Here is a 21,563-nt window from a genome sequence, read left to right on the forward strand (position 1 = left end):
CTTTTGCATCTATCGAATTCACATTAAACCTCCTCAAGCTTTCCTAGTCGACATCCGTTCGAATGCCTTGGACAAAGACATTCACCACGTTGGCAGAGAGGCCTAGAACCTTCTCTAACTCAAACTTCACAGAACTTTGGACGTTACGACAAATTTCGGAGATCTTAGTACCATAGTTCACGATAATATAAACATCTACAACCACGCGTTGGTCTTCACTGTGGACCACCACGCCGCGCGCATAGTTTTCCCGGTTGAGAATTTCTTGGATGCCGTCACGAATTTGATTCTTCGAAGCCATGCCGACCACGCCGTAGTTTTGGGTGGTGGCCTTGCCGACTACCATGGCAATGGCTTCGTCACTAATTTCAATTTCACCATGTTTTGCTTCCATTTTTACTGTCATCTAAAAAGCCTCCTTATAGATATATGAAGCTATTAATTTAAAAAATCCTTATGAATAGTGTAACGGATTCAAAGCACAATTTCTACACATTCTCTCTCATTATACTATATTCTTTAGCTAAATTATGTAAATTAAGACATTTATTATTTAAAAAGTGGGGTTAGCTAAGGAAAATGATAGTACAATCGGATTGTAAAAACACGAATTGAGAGTGAGCATGCGTTGCGCTGTTGAATTTGGTCCTTGAAGAGCCGTGGCACCGGTTCGGGCCAAGGTCCCTCACCTAACGAGCTTCAAAGGGCTAGTACGGCTTACGCCGACTATCCCTAATTCACATCGTTTGCTTGTTCACGGCTAAGGACCAACTTCAACGCTCCACTCCTGCTCAAACTTTAGTCTGCTTAATAAATATAATTATGCTTACTATTTCGATTGCGCAAATTATAAAGTGCTTTTAATAAAAATGGTATTTTTTAGTACACAGTTGTTGATAGAATAAATATAAATTTCTTGAATGAGTGATTTTTTTATTATGAATAATTGCAGTATGGTTGGAGCAAGTACCTAGCAAAAATATAAATGGCGAGTGAGCAAGCGTTGATTTATTGAAATCCCGCCATTTCCTCTGAGTAAAGGCAGCTTCGCAAGCTGATACTGCCACTCCTCTTGGGAAGAGGCAGCTTCTCGAGTCGATGCTGCCACTCCTCTTGAAAAGAGGCAGGTTTGCGAGCCGATACTGCCACTCCTCTTGGGAAGAAGCAGCTTCTCGATCTTTATGGACAAGAGTGCTAGGGATTTGTCCGTTTCTCCCTAGCTTGTGGACAAATCTGTAGGTGACTTGTCTGTTTCTCTCCATGTTACAGACAAAACGGTAGGGAATTTGTCCGTTTCTCTCCGTGTTACAGACAAAACGATAGGGGATTTGTCCGTTTCTCTCCGTGTTACAGACAAAACGATAGGGGATTTGTCCGTTTCTATGCTTTTTAGAGTGTCTTATCAGTCATCTGTTAACTCATGCCATCGAAAAAAGCGAACGCTAGTCGTTAACAAGCGTCCGCTTTTGATTAATTTTGTTTGAAAGCAATGGATTAGCGAATACTAGAGTGGGGCTTGGCTGCTCACCAGCCCCCTTTTATTCGTCCGATTATTTAAACTCGCGCGGGGTCATGAGCAGGCGGAGGGCGTTGATGATGACGAGGATGGTGGAGCCTTCGTGCATGATGACGCCGATTGCGATGTCCATTTTACCGAGGAAGTTGAGGGTGACCAGGGTTAGCACGACCAGCATGGAGAAGGCGATGTTTTGCCAGGTGATCCGGTCCATCTTCTTAGCTAAGTGGTGGGCATAGACCATCTTGGAGAGGTCGTTTTGCATGAGGACCAGGTCAGCCACGTCCATGGCGACATCCGTTCCGTCCCCCATGGCCACCCCCACATCGGCCTTGACGAGAGCGGGCGCGTCGTTGACCCCGTCCCCTAACATGGCGGTGGTGCCGAATGCGGCTTGTTGATCAGCGACAATGCCGGCCTTATCTTCAGGCATGACATTGGCCACTACTTCTTGGATGCCGATCATCCGGCCCACTGCTTCCCCGGTCAGCTTGGCGTCGCCGGTGATCATGGTGGTGTGGATGCCTTCCCGGTTAAAGTAGGCGATGGCTTCCTTGGCCGCTGGGTTGGGCAGGTCCATGAGGGCGATCAGGCCGACCACTTCTTCATTGACCGCCATGTAAACCACGGTCTTGCCTTCTTGGCCCAGCGCTTCTTCTTTGGCCTTAAAGTCTGCCTTAACTTGGGCGAAGGAGGAAGGCTTGCCGATCCGGTAAGTCTGGCCTTGGTAGTTGGCTGACAAGCCCCGTCCCAGTTCGTTTTCAACGGTTAAGGCAGGAGCTGTCTGGGGCGTGAAGTGCTTGAGGATGGCCGTGGCTAGGGGGTGGTTGGATTCCTTTTCCATAGCGACTAGGATATCGACCATGGCCGCTTCATCGACCGAATCATCGAAGTAGGCATCGGTCACGCTGGGCTTGCCGTAAGTTAAGGTGCCCGTCTTATCGAAAGAAATCGCCTGGAGGTCAGCGACCTTAGAGAGGTAGGCCCCACCCTTGACCAGGACACCTTTTTTCGACAGGTTGGAGATGGTGGACAGGGTCGCGGGCACGGCGCTGGCAGCCAGGGCACAAGGGGAAACAGCGATGAGGTAAACCATGCTCCGGTAGAAGCTCATCTCCCAGGTCCAACCGAAGATGTAAGGGCCGGACAGGAGGACGAGCGGGAAGAGCAGGAGGACCAGGGTCACATACTTAGGTTCCAAGCGCTGGATCAGGCTGGCAGTCTTGGTTAGGCTAGATTGTGACTGGTTGACCATGTCTAGGATCTGGGCAAAAACGGTCTCGGAACTGTCCTTGGTAACCTCCATGGTGAAAGTCCCGCTACCGTTGATGGTCGAACCGAAGACCTCGTCGCCTTCCCCCTTCTCCTTAGGCATGCTCTCGCCATTGATCGACGATTCATCCACCGTCGTCAGCCCGGAGAGGATAACCCCGTCAGTCGGAATCTGGTCCCCGTTGAGCACCTTCAACTGGTCGCCAACCTTGACCTGGTCGACAGGAACCACCTGGGTCTCACCATTGGCCAAAATCAAACGGGCCTCCGTTGGGTTCATCTGCAGGAGATTGGTAATCTCACGCTTGCTCTTGCCGTCCACATAGTCTTCCAAGAAGTGGGCCCCCGCAAAAATCACAATCAAGAGCGCCCCCTCTTCGAAGTTACCGATCGCCATAGCACCAGCCGTAGCCAGGGCCATGAGAAAGTGGATATTGGGTAAGAATTTCTTATTTTCGAGGCTCTTACGAATCGTATCGCCAAAACCTTCAAGGATAATATGGTAGCCAGCGGTCACAATCGCTGCGGTAAAAGCCAGGCTGGCATAGCCCGATCCCGTCGCCTCCAAGTAGAGACCAATGAAGAAAGCCGCTAAGCCGACAAAGTACATGATAACCGGCAACTTCCCGTCATGGTCGTGTTGGTCTTCTGCGGTCGCCTGGTCCTGGCGCCCTTGGACCTCTAAAGTCTTCTCGCACATTTCATTTTCCTCCTTAGCTCGTTTGTAATACTTTCAGTTCATTTAGCTTGTATGGGTTACATATGAATAGCTGTTCATCTATAAAACAAGGGCTTACATGAAGCACCACTCATTCGTACCCTTATTATACTTGAACGGAATTTCATATGTCAATCCTTTTAAGCTAAAAAATCTGCCAAAAAGAAAAAACAAGCCAAGGCTGCCACCACAAGCTTGAACTCAGCATATTTTTATTAACAGGGTGTAAAGGCAAGTCGCCTATTTGCGCTCAAGAGCCCTGAATGCAGATAGCAACTCACCAGCACCACCAATCCCCCTACCCCTTACAAATAAAAGCAGAATTGCTTCAAACTTTTCAAATAAAACCGGGATTCACTTATTTTTTTGCTATTCAACTAGTGAGCAGGAGTGGAGCTTGAAAGGGATCGTTAGCCATGAAAAAGCAAGCGAAGAGAATTACGGATCGTAGGCATAAGCCGTACGAACCGTTTGAATCTCGCTAGGCGAGAGACCGAGGCCCGAACCGGTGCCATGGCTCTTCAAGGACCAAATTCAACAGCGTAACGCATGCTCACAAGAACAGTCTCATTCATATAGATACAAAAAAAGAAGCCGAGACCACAATCCCAGCTCCATTTTTTATTTATAAGTCTTAGGCACGCTTAACAAGACCTGATTTGATAGCACGAGCTGACGCCCATACACGTTTAGGTTTACCGTCTTCAATAATACGAACTTTTTGTAAGTTTGCTTTAAATGAACGTTTTGAAGCGTTTAAAGCGTGAGAACGGTTATTTCCTGTTTTTGCTTTACGACCCGTGAAGTAGCATTCTTTAGCCATTATGTCATCATACTCCCTTCGTTCAAAAATCATGTACCAAACAATCATAGCATAAAGTCCAGCCCCTCGCAAGATTTTTTTACCGCCAAGCATCCCGGCTCTGGATCACCAAGAGACGCCCCGAACTAAAGCTCAGGGTCATGGTCGACGCATCGGGCAGGAATTCGTTGGAGATAAAAGCACGCGGGGTGGTCATCTGATACTTGTCCAGGGTATAGACCACCTGGTTCAAGGTCAAGTCCGCCACCGGTCCCAGGCCAATAAAGGACAAATATTTCTTATCGGACTGGCGGTCGACTTGGTGGTCACCGGGCAAGAGGAAGCCCAGGCTGTTGTAGGGATCTTCGAAGGTCAAATCTTCCAGAAGGTCCCGGTAGCGGTCCAGGTAGCCCAACCAGACCACGCTCAGGGTGTGGTCCAAACGGCCGCCGAGAAAGCCCAGGCAGCGGATGGTCCCCTGCCAGTTCATCTTGATGAGATAGTCCAGGGCTTCCTCCAAATCGGTGGCGTCCTTCATGGCAGGCAGGTCTACCACCTCCTTGGCTTCCGAACAGATCCATGCCTTCTCTTCCGCTGTGACCGAATCGAAGTCACCCAGGGCCAGGTCCAGGGGCAGGCCGGCTTCTAAGAGTCGACGCGCCCCCTTGTCCACCCCTAGGCAAAAGTCTTGGGGGCCGATAGCCAGGGTCTCCAACCATTTGTCTTCCAGGTCCCCGCTTCCGACTAACAAGGCTTGCGGCTGGGCCATTAGATCACCGCTTCTTTCAGGGAGAGGATGGCTTGTTTCACATCGTCTTGGCCGTAGACATAGGAGCCAGCGACAAAAACATCCGCCCCCTTGTCGTAGCAGGTCTTGATGGTTTGGTCTGTGATCCCGCCGTCGACTTGGATCAGGAAGTCGAGGCCCCGGTCATCGCGGATTTGGGCCAACTGGCTGATCTTATCGGTCACTTCAGGCAGGAAGGCCTGGCCGCCGAAGCCGGGGTTGACGGTCATCACGAGGACCATGTCAACTTGGCCTAAAACCGGCTCCACCAAGCTGACGGGATCCGCTGGGTTGAGGGCCACCGCTGCCTTCATGTCCTGGCCGTGGATCTTTTGGATTAGGGCGTGGAGGTGCTGGCTAGCATTGGCGTGGACGGTCATCTGGTCCGCTCCTGCTTCAGCCAGGCTGTCCACATAGTCTTCTGGCCGGCTGACCATGAGATGGCAGTCGAAGAAGAGCTTGGACTTGGGACGGAGGGCCGCAACAATAGGCGCCCCAAAAGTTAGATTAGGGACATAGTGGCCGTCCATGATGTCGATATGAACCCAGTCGGCACCGGCTTCCTCAATCCGTTTCACTTCACTCGCAAAGGCTGACATGTCAGCACTGAGAATAGATGGGGCAATTTTCATTTGGATTCCTTCTTTCATATGGATTCTAATACTTGGGTTTACGATTAGCGAGTTCATCTAAAAGCTGGCTGTAGGAGGCATAGCGGGATTCTGCAATCTCCCCTTCTGCCAGGGCTGCCTTGACCGCGCACTTGGGCTCCTTGAGGTGGAGGCAGCCGCGGAACTTGCAGGCTGGGGCGTAGGCGGCGATATCGGGAAAACACCCCGTCAGTTCGGCCGCTTCCATGTCCGGCAGGTCGATAGAGGAGAAGCCTGGGGTATCCAGGAACTTGCCCCCTAAGAGGTCATGGAGCTGGACATCCCGGGTCGTATGCCGGCCCCGGCCCAGGGACTTGGAGACTTCTGCCGTCTCTAAGTCAAGTTCGGGCAAGAGGCGGTTGAGCAGGGTCGACTTGCCCACCCCCGACTGGCCCACCACGACCATGGTCTGGTCCTGGCTAAGGCTTTCCAGGTCAGCTAGGTCCAGAGCATCACTGCGGAAGACCTTGTAGCCGATATCTTGGTAGAGGGCCATGAAAGCTGCCGCCTCTTTTTCCTCATCTTCACTTAAGAGGTCCAGCTTGCTGAAGTAGAGGACCACCTCGATGCCTTCATAGGCCAGATAAGCCAAGAAGCGGTCCAAGAGCTTGGGCGAGATGCTGGGCTCCTTGACCGAGACCACGAGGAAGGCCAGGTCAACATTAGCCACAGGGGGCCGTTGGAGCTGGTTCTTCCGCGGCAGGACCTCTGTGATCAGGCCTTCCCGGTCATGGTCGGCGATAAAACGCACATAGTCCCCAACTAAGGGGCTGGTCTTGGTCTTTCGAAACTGGCCCCGAGCCCTGGTTTCATAGCGTTGATGGCTCTGGGCTTCTTCCACATAGTAGAAGCCGCTCAGGGCGTGGACAATCTGTCCTTGGTAGTCTGTCTTAGTCACTCGCTTTCACCCGGTTTTCTATAATGGTACGGCCGTCCCGGACCACCTTGAAGCTGGCGATGTCACCTTCCACGGTTTCGAAGTCCAAGGTATAGGAGGTATCCCGGGAAATGGTGAAGCTGTCGGCAGGACTGGCATAGGAATGGTTGTAGTCATCAATGTAGATCTCGATATGGTTCTCGCCACGGGCCAAGAGTGGTTGGTCCTTGGCCCACTCGCTGGCTTGGACCCGGGTCCAGACAGGCCAGGTCCGCCATGACTTGAAGAGGGCGGTCGGTTCTGCCAAGTTGCGCAGGCCGACCGTGCTGTCATTGCGGCGGTCTTGGCGGGAGTGTCTGGAAGAACTGGAGCTGGATGAGGACCGGCTCTCCTCTTCTTCCTCTTCCTCGCCCTCGCCCGGATCGCTGTAAGGAATGGTGATGGTGTGGGAGAACTGGACGGTGGCTGGTTTCTCAGGCCCTAGGGAAAGGACCACAGATAGGCTGTCACCGGCTTGGACCTTGGTCGAAGACGAAGGATTTTGACGGATCACCCGGCCCGCTTCCACTTGGTTGGAATACTCACTGGAAGTGGTCAGGTTGAGGCCGATCGAATCCGCATAAGCCTGAACTTCGGACTGGGTCTTCCCAGCCAAGTCTTGGAGGCTAAAGGTCTCCTTCCCCTTGCTGACCTTGAGTGTGACCGTGGTTCCTTTGACCTGGACTTCCTGGCCTGAGCCTGGGTCCTGGTCCACCACATGGCCGGACTTGATCTGGTTATCATAGACCTCTTCCTTCTTCACCTTGAAGCCCTCTTCTTCCAGGTCGCGCTTGGCCTCATCAAAAGGCTTGTCGCGGTAGTCCTTGAGGGTGACCTTCTTGGGACCGGTCGAGACATAGAGGTCAATCTCAGCATCCTCCTTGACCCGGCTGCTGGCTTCCGGATCGGTCCGGGTCACCCGGCCATCCTGGACCTCTTCCGAACTTTCCTCCTGCTGGTCGCCTACCCGGAGGCCGGCTTCTTGAATCAGCTGGACGGCTTGGTCGGGGGTCATCTTGGCCACATCGGGCACTCGGACCCTGGTCATGGCCGAATAAACGGTCACGGACAGAAGCAAGAGGACAACCAGGGCACTGGCCACTAACCAGCGCGGCAGGGATTGGAGCTTGGCCCAGATGCCCTGGGACCGCATCTTTTCAGTCCGGTCCTCGGCTGGGTCTCCAGTCGCTTCTGATCGACTAGCTTCCGGTACTTCCGCCTGGCTAGTAGAGGCTGTCCCAGCAGTCGCCCCGGCAGTGGGCAAAACCAGGGTCTGGTCCAGTTGGTCAGTCTCGGCTTGGGCGTCCAGGTCCGGCTTGGCCAGGATAATGGTCTCAGCCGCTAAGCCCGGCCCATTGACCAGGGGCACCTCCAGATTTTCGGCATCCAGGGCGGTCGCTAGGTCCTCGGCCATGTCCCGGCAGCTCTGGTAGCGGTCACTGGGGTCCTTGGCCGTAGCCTTGTAGATCACATTTTGGATGGAATTAGGGATATGGGGCCTTTCCGCGTCTAAGGCGGGCAGGTCCTCTTGGAAGTGCTTGAGGGCGATAGAAACCGCCGACTCCCCATCGAAGGGCACGTGGCCCGTCAGCATCTCGAAGGACACAATCCCCAGGGAATAAATATCCGACTGGGCCGTAGCCAAGCTCCCCCGGGCCTGTTCCGGCGAGAGGTAGTGGACTGAGCCAATGATGGTGGAGGTTTGGGTAATGGACGTTTCCGTCGAAATAATGGCGATCCCAAAGTCCATGATTTTCACGGTTCCATCGGCCTTAACCATAATATTCTGTGGTTTGAGGTCGCGGTGGACGATGCCGTGGTCGTGGGCGCACTGGACCCCGTCGAGGATCTGCAGCATGATGGCCTGGTAGGTCTGGGGCGAGATGGGGTGGTTGTCGCGGATATAAGTTTTTAAGTCCTTGCCGTCGACATACTCCATGACAATATAATTCTCCCGCTCCTTGTCCCCGATATCATAGACATCCACAATATTGGGATGGTCGAGTTCGGTAATGGACATGGCCTCGCGCCGAAAGCGGCGGATAGAGTCTGTTTCATCATCTAAATCTAAACGTAAAAATTTGATGGCAACTTGTCGCTCGAGGATGTGGTCAAAGGCCAGGTAAACATTGGCCATCCCACCGGAACCGATATGACTTAAGAGCTCATAACGCTCATCAATGAGCTGCCCGATTCGCATACTCGTCGCTCCCCTCAATCCGTGCCAAAATCACTGAAATATTATCCTTACCCCCGGCTTGGTTGGCCGCTTCCACCAAACGTTGGATGGACTCGTCCAGGTGGGGGTAGTGGTCAATGATGGCTAGGATATCCTCATCCGCCAACATATCGCTCAAGCCATCTGAACAGAGGACAAAGACATCATCCGGATAGAGGTGGAGCCGGTCGATATCCACATAGAAGTCCGGCTTGACGCCCAGAGACTGGGTGATGATATTCTTCTGCGGATGGGCCTTGGCCTCCTCTTCCGAGATCATATTGAGGTCTAATAGCTCTTGGACATAGGAATGGTCCTTGGTAATCTGCTTGATGGCCCCGTCCCGGATCTGATAGGCCCGGCTGTCGCCGATATGGGCAATGGTCGCCTCCCGGTCCATCACGGCAATGGCCACCACGGTCGTTCCCATCCCTTCTAGGTCTTGGTATTGCTGGGACTTCTCGATCAAGCGGTCATTAGCATCTTGTAAGATCAACTGGAACCAGTCCTTGGCCCGCTGGTGGGTCATATCCACCGTCTCCTCCCAGGCCTTACCCACCTGGAAAAGGGCCATCTCACTAGCCACATCGCCCGCATTCTGCCCGCCCATGCCGTCACACAGGATCAGCAGAGCTTGGTCGGATTGGTTATAAAAGTCTCCCAGCTGGTCTTGGTTCTCCTTGCGCTGGATGCCGATATCCGTTAACTTCGCTACTTCCATCTAATCACTTCCCTCTGTCTTCTTTCTAAAGTTGGCAATAAAAAAGCCATCGCTGGAATAATAATGGGGTAAGATTTCCAAACACCCCTGGGCTGTCTGGGCACGCTGGAGCGCCGGTTGTTTAACGGGTACGGCTTCGAGGGCCATCTCCGGATGGCGGTCGAGATAGGCGGCCACGACAGCTTGGTTCTCTTCTTCTGTTATTGTACAGGTACTATAGGTCAAAAGGCCAGACTTTTTCAAAAGAGGGGTCACTTCGTCTAAGATAGCCAGTTGGATGGACTGGAGGGCCGTCAAGTCCGCGGCCTCCTTGTGGTAGCGGGTGTCCGGCTTGCGGCGGAAAAGACCCACGCCCGAACAAGGGGCATCGACTAAGACCCGGTCCAGGCTCTCGGATGCAAAGTCTTGGCCCAAGTGGCGGGCATCCTGGCTGGCCACTTGGACCCGGTTCCGGAGCCCGGTCCGCTCCAAGTTCTCTTCGATCAAGGGCAGCTTATGGGCTTGGATATCATAGGCATAGACCTGGCCCTGGTCCCCTACCGCCTGGGCTAATTGGACCGTCTTCCCGCCCGGAGCCGCGCAAGCATCGAGGACCCGGTCACCAGGCTGGACGTTGAGGGCCTGGGCCGCCAGACTAGCTGACTCATCCTGGATGGTGATCAGCCCCTGCTTAAAGGCTTGGCTCTTGGCAGGATTGCCCTTGGTCACCCGGTAGCTGGCGCTATTAATGGGACTAGCCTCTAGGGCATAGCCCTCCCCTTCCAGGTCTCGGATAATGGCTGCCGCCCGGTCCGGATCCAGGATGCGGATCGCCGTCGCAGGGGCCTGGTTGAGGGAAGCCATCAAGTCCTCCGCTTCTTCGCCGAAGCGGTTCCTGAAGTAAGTCACCCAATAGCTGGGCAGGCTGTAGCGGAGAGACGCCGCCTCTAGCTCACTGGCCGCCTTTTCCTCAATAAAGCTTTCCAGCTTAGGATATTGGCGGAAGCTATTACGCAAGACCCCGTTAGCAAAGCGGCCCAGGCTGGCATTGCCCCGCTTCTTCGCAATCCGCACGGCTTCATTGACGATGGCGTGCTCGGGGATGGCATCCAGGTAATAATATTGATAATAGCTGAGAAGGATGACCTGCTTGAGCCATTTCTTCACCCGCTTAGGGCGTTTGACCATGTGGCTGAAGAGGGCCTCGAGCGGAATCTGATACTGGATGGTCCCATAGACTAGCTGGGTGTAGAGAGCCTGGTCGCGCGGAGCCACCGCCTGGTCCTGGATGGTCTGGCTGACGACATGGTTGACATAGGCGCCCTCCTGGAAGACCGCCGTCAGACTTTCCATGGCCTGGTAGCGGGCAGACTGCTTGAGGGCCGGCTTATTCGAATCGGTCGTTGACGTCAATGTGGCCAGCCCCCCCATTAATGAAACTTGCGCTATCCATCTGCTTCTTGCCATTGGGTTGGATCTCCAGGACATTGAGGACCTTGCCGTCCCCTGCCGCAATCAGGAATTGGGCCGGTTTCTTCTTGATCCCAACCACGGTTCCCGGCGCCTTGTCGGTCGTCTGGTCAGCTAAGACCTCGGTCCGCCAGAACTTCCAGCGCTGGTCCTCATAGAGGGCATAGGCACCCGGCCAGGAGTTGAAGGCCCGGATCTTATTATGGATGGCCTGGGCAGGCTCCGTCCAGTCGATCCGCTCCTCAGCCTTCTTGATATTGGGCGCATAAGTGGCCTGGTCCTCATCTTGAGGGACCGCTTGTAAGTCCCCGGCAAAAAGGGCCGGCAGCTTGTCGATTAAGAGCTCAGCCCCCAGGTCAGCTAAGCGGTCAAACATTTCGGCTACTGTCACCTGGTCGTCGATTGGCGCCTTAGCCTGGGCTAAGATAGGCCCCGCGTCCATGGCAGGCACCATCCGCATCAGGCTGACGCCTGTCTCCTGGTCGCCCTTCCAGATGGCATAGTGGATGGGCGACCCACCCCGGTATTTAGGGAGGAGACTGGCATGGACATTGACCGCCCCGTACTTGGGCGCTTCCAGCAGGCTTTGGGGCAGGAATTGCCCGTAAGCCGCCGTCACCAAAAGATCCACCTCTGCTTGGTCAAAGAAGTCGGCAATTTCTTGGTCCGAGGCAATGTGTTCGGGCTGGAAGATTTTGAGCTCGTGGGCTAGGGCCACTTCCTTAACGGGTGTCGGGGTTAACCGGCGCTTGCGACCCACTGGACGGTCCGGCTGGGTCACAACTGCAACCACTTGGTAGTCGGGCTGGTCCAAGAGGGCTTGTAAACTTTTTACGGCAAAATCTGGGGTGCCCATAAAGACAATATTTTTCATAGTACCTCCTAAATAAACGTCATCGGTTCAACATCAATGGCAATATAGACTTGTTTCTTGCTCCATTCCTGGGCCATGGCCTGGATCTCCTTGAAGGCCTGGTCCAAGCCGTCGAGCTGGCGGTATTGGAAGAGGAGCTGGAAATAATAGCGGTTCTTGAGCCGGGCAATGGGGGCCTGGCTGGGACCGAGAAGCCGCGTGCCCTGGCCCTGGTCATAGGATCTGAGAAAGCGGGCTAACTGGTTCATGGCCAGCTGGGCCTCCCGTTCGTCGAAGTGGGAGACCGTCAGGCGGATGGTGTAATAGTAAGGGGAATAGTGGTTCATCTTGCGGTAGGCCATCTCTTTTTGGTAGAAACGGTCGTAGTCCTGGGTCTGGGCCAGCTGGATGGCATAGTGGTCCGGGTTATAGGTCTGGATAAAGACCCGCCCTGTCAAGTCTCCCCGGCCGGCCCGTCCGCTGACCTGGGTGAGGAGCTGGAAAGTTTTCTCGCTGGACCGAAAGTCCGGCAGGTTGAGGGCCGTATCGGCGTTGATGACGCCCACCAGGGTAATATTGGGGAAGTCCAGCCCCTTGGCAATCATCTGGGTACCCAAGAGAATATCGGCCTCCCCAGTCTCCACCTTCTTCAAGAGCCGAGCCGTGCTCCCCTTGCGCCGGGTGGTGTCATTATCCATCCGCACCAGATTGGCCGTTGGAAAGAGCTCTTCAATCTCTTCTTGGACCCGCTCCGTCCCCGTCCCGAAGTCCCGCAGGTGCTGGTTCGAGCAGAGGGGACAGCGCTGGGGCAGGTGGATGGAATAGCCGCAGTAGTGACAGTCCAGCGACTTGGCGTGATAGTGGTAGGTCAGGCTTACATCGCAGTGCTCACACTTGAAGACATAGCCGCAGTCCCGGCACATCATATAGGCCGCATAACCGCGGCGGTTGAGCATGAGCGCCACTTGTTGGCCCTGGTTCAAGGTCTCCTGGATGGCATCCCGCAGCTTGCGGGAAAATTGATAGTAGTTCTTATGGCGGAATTCCTCGCGCATATCCACAATCTCCACCTGGGGCAGGGGCTTCTGGTTGGCCCGCTGGCGGATGGTCAAGAGCTGGTAGACCCCGTTCTGGGCCCGGGCCCGGGATTCCAGAGAAGGGGTCGCCGAACCCAAGACCAGGGGACAGTGGTGGTAGGCCGCCCGCCACTTGGCCAGGTCCCGGGCATGGTAGTGGGGTTGGTCGGCCTGCTTGTAACTGGTCTCATGTTCCTCATCGATAATAATCAGCCCCAAATTCTCCAAGGGGGCAAAGATGGAGGACCGGGCCCCCACCACGACCTGGGCTTCTTGGCGCCTGATCCGCCGCCACTCATCGAATTGTTCCCCAACCGAAAGCTGGCTGTGGAGGACCGCCACCTGGTCGGCAAAGCGTCCCTTCAAGTGGCGGACCATCTGAGGGGTCAAGGCGATTTCAGGCACCAGGAGCAGGGCCTTTTGCCCCGCTTCAAGCGCCTTCTGGATGAGCTGGAGATAAACCTCCGTCTTCCCGCTCCCAGTCACCCCTTGGAGGAGGAAGACCTGGTCGGATTGGGCAGCCATGGCCTGGCTGACTTGGTCATAGGCCTGGGCCTGTTCGGGTAGGAGAGGCAGCGGCTCGGTCGCTTCAAAGTCGCTGTCAGCTAAAGGATCGCGGCGGACCTCCTGCTCGTAGACCTTGAGCCAGCCCTTGCGCTCCCCGGCCCGGACCGTCTGCATGCTGAGGTCATAATCCTCCCTCAGCGTCCGGGTGGGCAGGGACTTGCCCTCGAGTTCCATAAGCAGTTCACAGAGGAGGACCTGCTTGTGGGCCGTTTTGGACAGGCCGGCATGGACTTCCTCTAAATCTTCCCGGTCCAGGAGGGGTTGGATCCAGTTTTCGGTTTTGACCCGCTTCTGGTCCTCCACCCGATATTCCAAGCTCAGCTTGCCCTGGTCCTTGAGCTTGAGCAAGTTTTTTAAATGGCCGTCCTGGTCAGCTTGGATCCAGGCATAGGCCTCCTTGTCGGCAAAATAATACTGGTGGTCGAGATAGGGCAAATTTTCCGTAGGGCGGAAGTACTTCTCATACTTGACCTTGAGCAGGCGCGGCAGCATGGCGTGGTAGCAGGTCACCAAGAAAGAAAAATAATGGTCGGCCATATAGCGGCCCAGGTCCAGGAGTTCCTGGTTGAGGACGGGCACATCATCCAAGAGGCCGGTCAGGGGCCGGAGCTTCCCCTCATAATCGCTAGCGGCGACCAGGTCTAGGACATAGGCTTGGACTTCCCGGACACCAAAAGGCACCTCCACCCGCATGCCGGGCTGGACGAGGCCGGCCAGCTCTTCGGGGATGGCGTAGTCATAGGGCTGGTCGGTTTGTTGGGTTGGGACGTCTACAATGACACGTGCAATGGATTTGCTCACAAAATCCTCCTCTCTTTAATTACTCTTCTCTTCCATTTTAAACGATTCAAGGCCAGAAACAAATTTTTTCGTTGGGGAATTGATTTATTATGGGATAAAGAAAAAAGCCGGATCAAAACTCCAGCTTTTAAGAATCAAATTAAATAGTGCTTATGAGCATCCGTTGCGCTTTTGAATTTGCCCCTTTAAGAGCCATGGCACCGGTTCGGGCCAAGGTCCCTCACCTAGCAAGTCTCAAACGGTTCGTAAGGCTTACGCCAACGATCCGTAATTCGCTTCGCTTGCTTTTTCATGGCTAAGGGGCAACTTCAACGCTCCACTCCTGCTCAAATTAAAAATAGCCGGCAAAGTAAATACTGTTTGAACTTTAATGAGTAAGCAATACTAATTACCTTCTCTAGCTCTAGCTATTTTCAAAAATTGTTTAAAAATCGTGTTTAGCTCTCTATATTTGAGCTGGTACTAAAGCAAGCCACACTTGGGGCCTTCGATTGAAGGTTGAGTGCTGGCAAGACACACTCGAGGCCTCCGATTGCAGACTGAGCGTTGCCAAGCCACACTTGAGGCTCCTGATTGAAGCTTGAGCGTTGCCAAGCCACACTTGAGACACCTGATTGAAGCTTGAGCGTTGCCAAGCCACACTCGAGGCCTCTGTTTGGGAATTGAATCCTTGCAGAGGCTGGGCGCTAGCGCTCCCTCACACCCTATCTTAACGATTCTGGGTCGATAACTAGGTCGTTGGAGGTGATTTCTTCTAGGGCTTGGCCGACGTACTTGGGTGAGCGGTATTCGTTGAGCATGGGGTTGCGGTTGACTTGTAGGTCGTGGGCGCGTTTGGCGGATACGCTGCACAGGGAGTATTTGGAGTTTACTTTTTCGAGTAAGCGGTCAATGGATGGGTAGATAATCATTAATTAGTCTCTCCTTCGTCTAAGTAATTCTCAACCACGTCATCGATGAAGCGGTCAACTTTGAGGTGTTCCGCTTGGATGATGGTTTGGATGTTTTCAACAGCTTTGGATACGTCATCGTTTTCAACAACATAATCATACTGGGTCATTAATTGTAATTCGCCCCGGGCTTGTTCCATACGCTTGGCGATGACGTCAGGGGCATCGGTGCCGCGGTTGACGATCCGGGTTTCGAGTTCGCCCAAGTTTGGTGGCGCTAGGAAAATAAAGACCCCGTCCGGCATCCGGCGTTTCACCTGGAGGGCGCCTTGGACTTCAATCTCCAAGAAGACGTCCTTCCCCTGCATAGTCATGTCTTCAATATAGGCCAAGGGGGTGCCGTAATAATTGCCCACGTATTCGGCATATTCTAATAATTGTTCTTCTTCAATCATCTGCTCGAACTTGCTGCGGCTAACGAAGAAATAGTCCTGGCCATTCACTTCGCCCTGGCGCGCTTCCCGTGTTGTTGCTGAGACAGAATAGAAGAATTGGTTACGATCGTGGTCCGTATCGAACAAGGCTTTTCGCACGGTACCTTTTCCCACCCCAGAAGGGCCTGATAAAACAACTAATAATCCTTTTGATTTCATAGAACACCTTTCACCCTCTGAATTTATATAACAACTATAGTAACATAAATCTCAGCCTTTGACAGTAAGATTACAATTTTTTTATCATTCTGACCCGTCGCTGATCTGATAGGTCCATTATAACATGAATCAAATTTTTTGTTTTAATATTGACAAGGGAACAAGCGTTCGATATACTAAGGGTACAGAACATCCGTTCCGGTATTTGCGATTATTCATGATAAAATTTCAGTAAAGGAGCCTTCATATGGAAAAAGTATCCCATTATCAACGTCTAAAAGCCCTCTTCACCCCCGCCAGCCAGCTTGCGGAAGTCAAGCCGAGTCAAATGAATACAGCCAGCCCAAGCGCTGAACCCAGCCAGCTGACCCAGACCATGCCCGCCCTAGCCATCGCCCGCGGACTGGACCAGGCCCTGAGCCAAGGCGACCCCATCTACCTGACCGTCAGTCGTAAAAATGGTCCCCTCCTGACCAAGGACATCCTCTTTGGCACTGTTAAGCACATCGACAACCACAAAGAACGCATCGTCTTCGCCGAAGCCCTCAACCCCGTCACCCACCTCATCGCCCTCGACCGCATCCAGGCCATCAAAGCCGTGGGGAAAGAAAACTTGAAATCCCTCTCTAGCCGATAACTAGGTCTCATACAGGGGCAAGCAATGATTAAAATATAAAATAAGATTAACAAGCTAGCAAGGCCCTTGCTAGCTTGTTTTCATTATAGTGAGGAAGAGGTCTGCTTGCCTAGCAGAGGGCAACTTGCTAATCGAGGGCCTGTTTGCAAGTTAGTGCGAGCCTACTTGCTAATCGAAGTTCTGTTTGAAAGTTGACGCAACCCTACTTTCAAACAGGGCTGGCATTCGAAAGTTACCAAAACCCTACTTTCAAACGGAGTCGCCATTTGAAACCTCCCACTGCTCGATGCAGCCATTCTTGAAGTTCTAACTATTCAAATTCCTAGTTCAAAAGCGAAACAAATGCCACCAAGACCATTTCATTCCTCCCAGATAAAAAAGCTGTCCTCTATTGGCAGAGGGCAGCTTTTTTGCTTCATTATAAGATGGGCGAGAGGAGTCGTGATAAGTTCTGGCGGAGTTTTTTCCACCAGGATTGTTGGTCGAAGTAGGCAGCGTCCAGTGTGGTTGAGACCTTCAAGTCGTCCTGGTAGGCGGCTTTGAGTTTAGCCACCAGGTCCTTGTCATAGACAAAGGCGTTGACTTCAAAGTTCAGGCTGAAGGAGCGGATATCGAAGTTGGCGGTGCCGACACTGGCGACTTCATCGTCGGCAATAACCACCTTGGAATGGAGGAAGCCCTTGTCATAGCGGTGGACGTGGACGCCTTTTTCGATGATCTCCCGGCAGTAGTACTCAGTGGCCCGGTAGACGAAGGGGTGGTCGGGCTTGCAAGGGATCATGAGGTGGACCTCAACCCCTGACAGGGCCGCGATTTCCAGGGCTTCGTAGACACTCTCATCGGGTATGAAGTAGGGAGTCTGGATGTAGAGGGTGTGCTCGGCCGAGTTGATCAATTGGATGTAGCCCAGCTTGATCTGGTCGGTGTCGTCTTCCGGCCCGCTGGACACAATCTGCATGGGGACGTGACCGTGGTCTGCCTCGTTGACTTCCGGGAAATAGGACCGGGCGTCATCCGAGATCTCCAGGAAGTCGTCGTAGCTGTAGTCCATGGAGGCGCACCAGTCGCGGATAAAGCGGGTCTGCATGGCTTGGACCGCTTCCCCGCGAACGCGCAGGTGGGTGTCCCGCCAGTAGCCCAGGGGCCCCAGTCCGATGTATTCCTTGGCGATGTTGAAGCCACCGACATAGCCTAAGTCACCATCGATAATGACCAATTTGCGGTGGTTGCGGAAGTTGAGGCGCAGGTCGACCAGCCAGAAGCCCCGGCTAAAGAAGCCACTGGTCTCTGCCCCTGCCTCCTCCAGCCGGTTGATGTCCTTACGACTGAGTTTCCGGCTGCCTAAAGGATCATAGAGCAGGCGGACTTTGACCCCCGCCTCTGCTCGCTCAGCCAGGGCTTCCACCACCTGGGAGCCCATCTCATCGGAAGAGAAGATGTAGTACTGGATGTGGATATGGTCCTTGGCCTGGCGGATATCTTCCAGGAGCTGGCGCATCTTGGCCTTGCCATCGACGTAGAGATCCACATCATTGCTGTTGGTCAGGAGGGCATCATCCGTCTGGTAAAAAAGCTTGATCAGACTCTGCTGGCTGGAGGGATAAGTCTTCAAGTCCCGGTGCATGCCATCTTCATTGATGTACTTATCGACCAGGCTGCTCATCCCCATAACTTGCTGTTGGGAGAGGGAAAAAATCTTGTCGTCGGACAGGCGTCGGCCAACGAAGAAATAGAGAATAAAACCAAAACCAGGCAGGAGGATCAAGACCAAGAGCCAGGCCCAGATCGAAGTGACCGGACGGCGCTGGCGGAAGACCGTGAAGATCGCCAGGATGGTGTTGGCAATAATAAAGAGCGAAAATAAATTGACTAAAACAGTTTGTGTTGTTTCTAACATGCAGTCACCTCTTAAAAAAAGAGACCGATAAGCTGGTTCTGATTGAGATGGTGCTGGTGAGCATCCGCTGCGCTTTTGAACTGGCTCTATTGAAGAGCCATGGTTAAGGACCAGATTCAAAGCTTCACTACTGCTCAAAAATAATTAGCTGGCTCCCTGTGACTGAGCCATCAATTGCCAACACTAAATAATTAAAGAACCACATAGCTTTCGGCCTCTTTTTGGATTATGAAGTATTTTTTATTTGGGTTTGTCAGATTGGATGAAGTGTTTTCGAAAAGTCGTGGCGGTCTATCTGCTTTCAGCGCTCCCGAGCGCAAATCGGCGCTGACTATTTGCTCTCAAAGCTGGCGAAGGCAAATTGGCGACTCGCTATTTGCTTTCGGAGCTTGCGAGCGCAAATTGGCGACTTGCTATTTGCTTTCAGCGCTCCCGAGCGCAAATAGTCGCCAAGTCTCACACCCTTCCTAGTCGGGTTCGGTCGCGCAGAAGTGGCTCCTCTTCACAAAATCCCTGCGAAGTCTCTCGACTTCTCCGGTCTTTTGCTCCAGAGGTCCACTTCTACCCGCGCTCCCTCACACCCTTCCTTAATCATTCAGGAGTCTCGACCGTTCTTTGCGCGAGATGTACTTGGTGTAGCGCGGGATGAAGTATTTGGCGGAGACGTTGAGGGTGACGATTAGGATGGCTAGGGCGATGCCTAGGTTGAGGAGGAAGCTGAGGCCGTTGGTGCGGAAGGCTTCGGCGAGGCCGGTGCTTTCGGCTTGGATCCAGACCTGGTCGACGAAGCGACAGATAAAGTAGCAGAGGACACCGATTAGCGACCCGGTGACCAGGTTGAGATAGACTGAAGACATCCGTCGATTATGCAAGGTGCGTTGGAGGTTGCGGGCAAAGAGTCCGGCGAATCCGACAGCGGCTGAGGCAATGACCAAGGCTAGGCTGTGGGGCCAATTGGTCAGGGCGTCGGGCACCTGGTAGAGCTGGATGATGCCCACCAAGCCACCCGCCAAGCAAGCTGGCAGAGCTCCCCGGCGGAAGGCATAGAAGAGGATGAGGACGAGTCCCATCTCCAGACTCAGTCCCGTCTCTCCTAGTTCAGCGGGGAAGACCAGCTGCAAGAGCCCAGCCAGTAGTGCCAGTAAAAAGCCTTCAATGATTGTCATAAATCGCTGTGATGCTTTCATAAACTATCCTTTCTTTCCGCCCTTCTTCTTGCGACCCTTGCGGTAGTTGGAAGCTTCCATAATTACCGGTAGGATCATTGGCCGGCGGTTGGTTTGCTTGAAGAGGAACTTGCCGAGTTCATCACGGATGCCCGATTTGAGCTTGGACCATTGGAAGTTCTTGTCTTCCAGGTTGTCAAGGACCACCTTGCGAACCCGTTCGCTCGATTCTTTAAGCAAGTCTTCGCTTTCTTTCATGAAGATAAAACCTCGAGAAATGATCTCTGGTCCTGCCAGGATCTTGCCTTCGCGGCGGGAGATGGTCAGGACAACGACGAAGATCCCGTCTTCCCCGAGCATGGTCCGGTCGCGGAGCACAATATTTCCGATGTCGCCCACGCCAGAACCGTCGATGAGGACATTGCTGGCGGGAACCTTATCGCCGAGGGTCATTTTGCCCTTCTTGTAGGTCAGGGTATCGCCCTTATCGAGGAGGAAGATCTGGTTTTCTTTAAAACCAATCTGCTCGGCCAATTTCTTGTGGGCGTGCATGAGTTGGTATTCTCCTGACACAGGAATCAGATACTGAGGCTTCAAGATGGACATGAGGAATTGCAGGTCCTTAGGCGAGGCGTGGCCAGAGGTGTGGTACTTGGACGAGAGTTCCAGGGTGTGGCCCCCTGCCCGGTAGACCATGTCTTTGGTTTCTGGCACGACTTTTTCCATGTCGGTATTCGGGGTGGTGGCCAAGATGACCAGGTCCCCTTCCTTGATCTTCAGCTGCTTGTTGCCCCGGGCCTTGGCCATGCGTTGGAGGGCATAGAGGGGCTCGCCGGACTTACCGGTCTCAAGGATAATAATTTCTTCATCCTTATAATTGCCCAACTGCTCGGTGCGCTTGATCAGGTCCTTGCTCGGTAACTTGAGCTTGTCCAAGCGGATGGCCACATCGATGATCTGTTCCAGAGCTTCCCCTGAAATAAAGATATGGCGGCCGGTGGACTGGGCCACGTCGATGATCTGTTGGAGCCGCATGAGGTTGGAAGCGACCGCAGAAACGATCACCCGACCCTCTGCCTTGACCACTTCATCTTGGAGGGACTCCTTAACCACCACTTCGCTGGCATTCTCGAAATAGGAAGCAGCCTTGCTGGATTCACTGAGAAGGGCCAAAACACCTTCGCCAGCCACCTGGGTTAGCCGAGCAAAGTCTGTGGCATAGTCTTCCGAAACGGACGCATCCATCTTGAAGTCCCCGGTGTAGACAATATTGCCTTCCGAGGTCTTCAAGACAATGGCCACGGAATCAGGGAGAGAGTGGGTGGTCTTAATGAAGCTGACCACCACATCTCCAAAATCGATCTCATTATCGTCGTCAATCGTATGGAAGTCCTTGAAATTCTTCACGCCCACAGACCGGCTCATCACCTTCAAGAGTTCGATGGTCAACTCGGTCCCAAAAACAGGCACATTGACTTCCTTCAAGAGATAAGGCAACCCCCCGATAGCATCGGGATGGCCGTGGGTTAAGAAGACCCCGGCAATCCGGTCCTCATTCTCTTTCAAATAGCTAAAGTCAGGAATCATCACATCGATCCCTAACATTTCATTGGGTGGGTAGACGAGACCGCAATCCAGGATATAGATCATGCCATCGACTTCAACGATGTACATGTCCTTACCATTCTCGCGGACGCCCCCCCAGGAAATAAATTTTATTTCACTCATAGAAACCTCCTTAAATGAATTATCCCTAGACAGAAACAGAGCACTCCAACCCTCTAAATCGGCATGAGTGCTTGCTTCTAAACTAGATTTTTATTTTATAAATTTACTTTTAAATTTTTGGCATTGGTGAATAATGTTAAACACTCTGTTCTAAAGAAGTCTAACGAATGCTCACCAGCACCGTTTAATTTAATGCTTCTTATTTTTTAGCACCGCTGGTAGCCGATTGAGCACACTTCTCACCGC

General features: G+C 53.2%; 17 protein-coding genes. 1 reads left to right on the top strand and 16 read right to left on the bottom strand.

Features of this window, described 5'->3' with window-relative positions:
- Positions 1 to 43: 43 nt before the first annotated feature.
- From AWM72_RS01805 to gmk, 13 genes are all read right to left on the bottom strand, one after another.
- The gene (locus AWM72_RS01805; RefSeq protein WP_067972279.1) at positions 44 to 406 is read right to left on the bottom strand and encodes an Asp23/Gls24 family envelope stress response protein; all 363 of its coding nucleotides are present in this window, start codon (positions 404 to 406) and stop codon (positions 44 to 46) included.
- A gap of 1,144 nt (positions 407 to 1,550) precedes the next feature.
- Positions 1,551 to 3,488: a heavy metal translocating P-type ATPase gene (locus AWM72_RS01810; protein WP_067972283.1), complete on the bottom strand. Its 1,938-nt coding sequence runs from the start codon at positions 3,486 to 3,488 to the stop codon at positions 1,551 to 1,553.
- Between the two features lie 652 nt (positions 3,489 to 4,140).
- The gene (rpmB, locus tag AWM72_RS01815; RefSeq protein WP_067976505.1) at positions 4,141 to 4,329 is read right to left on the bottom strand and encodes a 50S ribosomal protein L28; all 189 of its coding nucleotides are present in this window, start codon (positions 4,327 to 4,329) and stop codon (positions 4,141 to 4,143) included.
- A 79-nt stretch (positions 4,330 to 4,408) separates the two neighbouring features.
- Positions 4,409 to 5,077 (bottom strand): thiamine diphosphokinase, encoded by a 669-nt coding sequence (locus AWM72_RS01820; RefSeq protein WP_067972286.1) that lies wholly within the window; start codon positions 5,075 to 5,077, stop codon positions 4,409 to 4,411.
- Entirely contained in the window at positions 5,077 to 5,733 is a 657-nt protein-coding gene (rpe, locus tag AWM72_RS01825) for a ribulose-phosphate 3-epimerase (protein WP_101603770.1), read from the bottom strand. Before rpe ends, AWM72_RS01820 begins: the two co-directional genes overlap by 1 nt.
- 19 nt (positions 5,734 to 5,752) lie before the next feature.
- Positions 5,753 to 6,643: a ribosome small subunit-dependent GTPase A gene (rsgA, locus tag AWM72_RS01830; RefSeq protein WP_067972291.1), complete on the bottom strand. Its 891-nt coding sequence runs from the start codon at positions 6,641 to 6,643 to the stop codon at positions 5,753 to 5,755.
- Positions 6,636 to 8,861, bottom strand: coding sequence for a Stk1 family PASTA domain-containing Ser/Thr kinase (pknB, locus tag AWM72_RS01835; protein ID WP_067972293.1), 2,226 nt, complete (start codon positions 8,859 to 8,861; stop codon positions 6,636 to 6,638). Before pknB ends, rsgA begins: the two co-directional genes overlap by 8 nt.
- Entirely contained in the window at positions 8,839 to 9,600 is a 762-nt protein-coding gene (locus tag AWM72_RS01840) for a Stp1/IreP family PP2C-type Ser/Thr phosphatase (RefSeq protein WP_067972295.1), read from the bottom strand. The genes pknB and AWM72_RS01840 overlap by 23 nt, the downstream gene beginning before the upstream one ends.
- The gene (gene rsmB / locus AWM72_RS01845) at positions 9,601 to 11,046 is read right to left on the bottom strand and encodes a 16S rRNA (cytosine(967)-C(5))-methyltransferase RsmB (RefSeq protein ID WP_158444712.1); all 1,446 of its coding nucleotides are present in this window, start codon (positions 11,044 to 11,046) and stop codon (positions 9,601 to 9,603) included.
- Positions 10,967 to 11,923 (bottom strand): methionyl-tRNA formyltransferase, encoded by a 957-nt coding sequence (gene fmt / locus AWM72_RS01850; RefSeq protein WP_067972302.1) that lies wholly within the window; start codon positions 11,921 to 11,923, stop codon positions 10,967 to 10,969. The genes rsmB and fmt overlap by 80 nt, the downstream gene beginning before the upstream one ends.
- A gap of 8 nt (positions 11,924 to 11,931) precedes the next feature.
- Positions 11,932 to 14,346, bottom strand: coding sequence for a primosomal protein N' (gene priA, locus AWM72_RS01855; RefSeq protein WP_067972305.1), 2,415 nt, complete (start codon positions 14,344 to 14,346; stop codon positions 11,932 to 11,934).
- 704 nt (positions 14,347 to 15,050) lie between these two features.
- Positions 15,051 to 15,257, bottom strand: coding sequence for a DNA-directed RNA polymerase subunit omega (rpoZ, locus tag AWM72_RS01860; protein WP_067972308.1), 207 nt, complete (start codon positions 15,255 to 15,257; stop codon positions 15,051 to 15,053).
- Positions 15,257 to 15,889 carry a guanylate kinase gene (gene gmk / locus AWM72_RS01865; protein WP_067972310.1) on the bottom strand — a complete coding sequence of 211 codons (633 nt, stop codon included), beginning with the start codon at positions 15,887 to 15,889 and terminating at the stop codon, positions 15,257 to 15,259. Before gmk ends, rpoZ begins: the two co-directional genes overlap by 1 nt.
- A gap of 247 nt (positions 15,890 to 16,136) precedes the next feature.
- On the opposite strand from gmk, the gene AWM72_RS01870 reads away from it, so the two are divergent.
- Positions 16,137 to 16,526, top strand: a complete 390-nt coding sequence (locus AWM72_RS01870) for a hypothetical protein (RefSeq protein WP_067972313.1) — start codon at positions 16,137 to 16,139, stop codon at positions 16,524 to 16,526.
- 418 nt (positions 16,527 to 16,944) lie between these two features.
- Here AWM72_RS01870 and cls read toward each other — a convergent pair whose 3' ends face one another.
- From cls to AWM72_RS01885, 3 genes are all read right to left on the bottom strand, one after another.
- Entirely contained in the window at positions 16,945 to 18,423 is a 1,479-nt protein-coding gene (gene cls, locus AWM72_RS01875) for a cardiolipin synthase (protein WP_067972317.1), read from the bottom strand.
- Between the two features lie 587 nt (positions 18,424 to 19,010).
- Positions 19,011 to 19,610, bottom strand: a complete 600-nt coding sequence (locus AWM72_RS01880) for an energy-coupled thiamine transporter ThiT (protein WP_067972323.1) — start codon at positions 19,608 to 19,610, stop codon at positions 19,011 to 19,013.
- Between the two features lie 3 nt (positions 19,611 to 19,613).
- Positions 19,614 to 21,317, bottom strand: coding sequence for a ribonuclease J (locus AWM72_RS01885; protein ID WP_067972326.1), 1,704 nt, complete (start codon positions 21,315 to 21,317; stop codon positions 19,614 to 19,616).
- Positions 21,318 to 21,563: the final 246 nt, after the last annotated feature.

Origin of the sequence: Aerococcus sanguinicola (genome assembly GCF_001543145.1) — a bacterium.
Taxonomy (GTDB): domain Bacteria; phylum Bacillota; class Bacilli; order Lactobacillales; family Aerococcaceae; genus Aerococcus; species Aerococcus sanguinicola.

Excerpts from the sequence above, each read along its gene's own strand:
- AWM72_RS01820 (WP_067972286.1), bottom strand. The coding sequence starts at position 5,077 with ATGGCCCAGCCGCAAGCCTTGTTAGTCGGAAGCGGGGACCTGGAAGAC.
- rpoZ (WP_067972308.1), bottom strand. The coding sequence starts at position 15,257 with ATGATTATCTACCCATCCATTGACCGCTTACTCGAAAAAGTAAACTCC.
- AWM72_RS01885 (WP_067972326.1), bottom strand. The coding sequence starts at position 21,317 with ATGAGTGAAATAAAATTTATTTCCTGGGGGGGCGTCCGCGAGAATGGT.
- cls (WP_067972317.1), bottom strand. The coding sequence starts at position 18,423 with ATGTTAGAAACAACACAAACTGTTTTAGTCAATTTATTTTCGCTCTTT.
- AWM72_RS01870 (WP_067972313.1), top strand. The coding sequence starts at position 16,137 with ATGGAAAAAGTATCCCATTATCAACGTCTAAAAGCCCTCTTCACCCCC.
- rpmB (WP_067976505.1), bottom strand. The coding sequence starts at position 4,329 with ATGGCTAAAGAATGCTACTTCACGGGTCGTAAAGCAAAAACAGGAAAT.
- AWM72_RS01840 (WP_067972295.1), bottom strand. The coding sequence starts at position 9,600 with ATGGAAGTAGCGAAGTTAACGGATATCGGCATCCAGCGCAAGGAGAAC.
- gmk (WP_067972310.1), bottom strand. The coding sequence starts at position 15,889 with ATGAAATCAAAAGGATTATTAGTTGTTTTATCAGGCCCTTCTGGGGTG.
- pknB (WP_067972293.1), bottom strand. The coding sequence starts at position 8,861 with ATGCGAATCGGGCAGCTCATTGATGAGCGTTATGAGCTCTTAAGTCAT.
- AWM72_RS01805 (WP_067972279.1), bottom strand. The coding sequence starts at position 406 with ATGACAGTAAAAATGGAAGCAAAACATGGTGAAATTGAAATTAGTGAC.
- fmt (WP_067972302.1), bottom strand. The coding sequence starts at position 11,923 with ATGAAAAATATTGTCTTTATGGGCACCCCAGATTTTGCCGTAAAAAGT.
- AWM72_RS01810 (WP_067972283.1), bottom strand. The coding sequence starts at position 3,488 with ATGTGCGAGAAGACTTTAGAGGTCCAAGGGCGCCAGGACCAGGCGACC.
- rsmB (WP_158444712.1), bottom strand. The coding sequence starts at position 11,046 with ATGGCAAGAAGCAGATGGATAGCGCAAGTTTCATTAATGGGGGGGCTG.
- AWM72_RS01880 (WP_067972323.1), bottom strand. The coding sequence starts at position 19,610 with ATGAAAGCATCACAGCGATTTATGACAATCATTGAAGGCTTTTTACTG.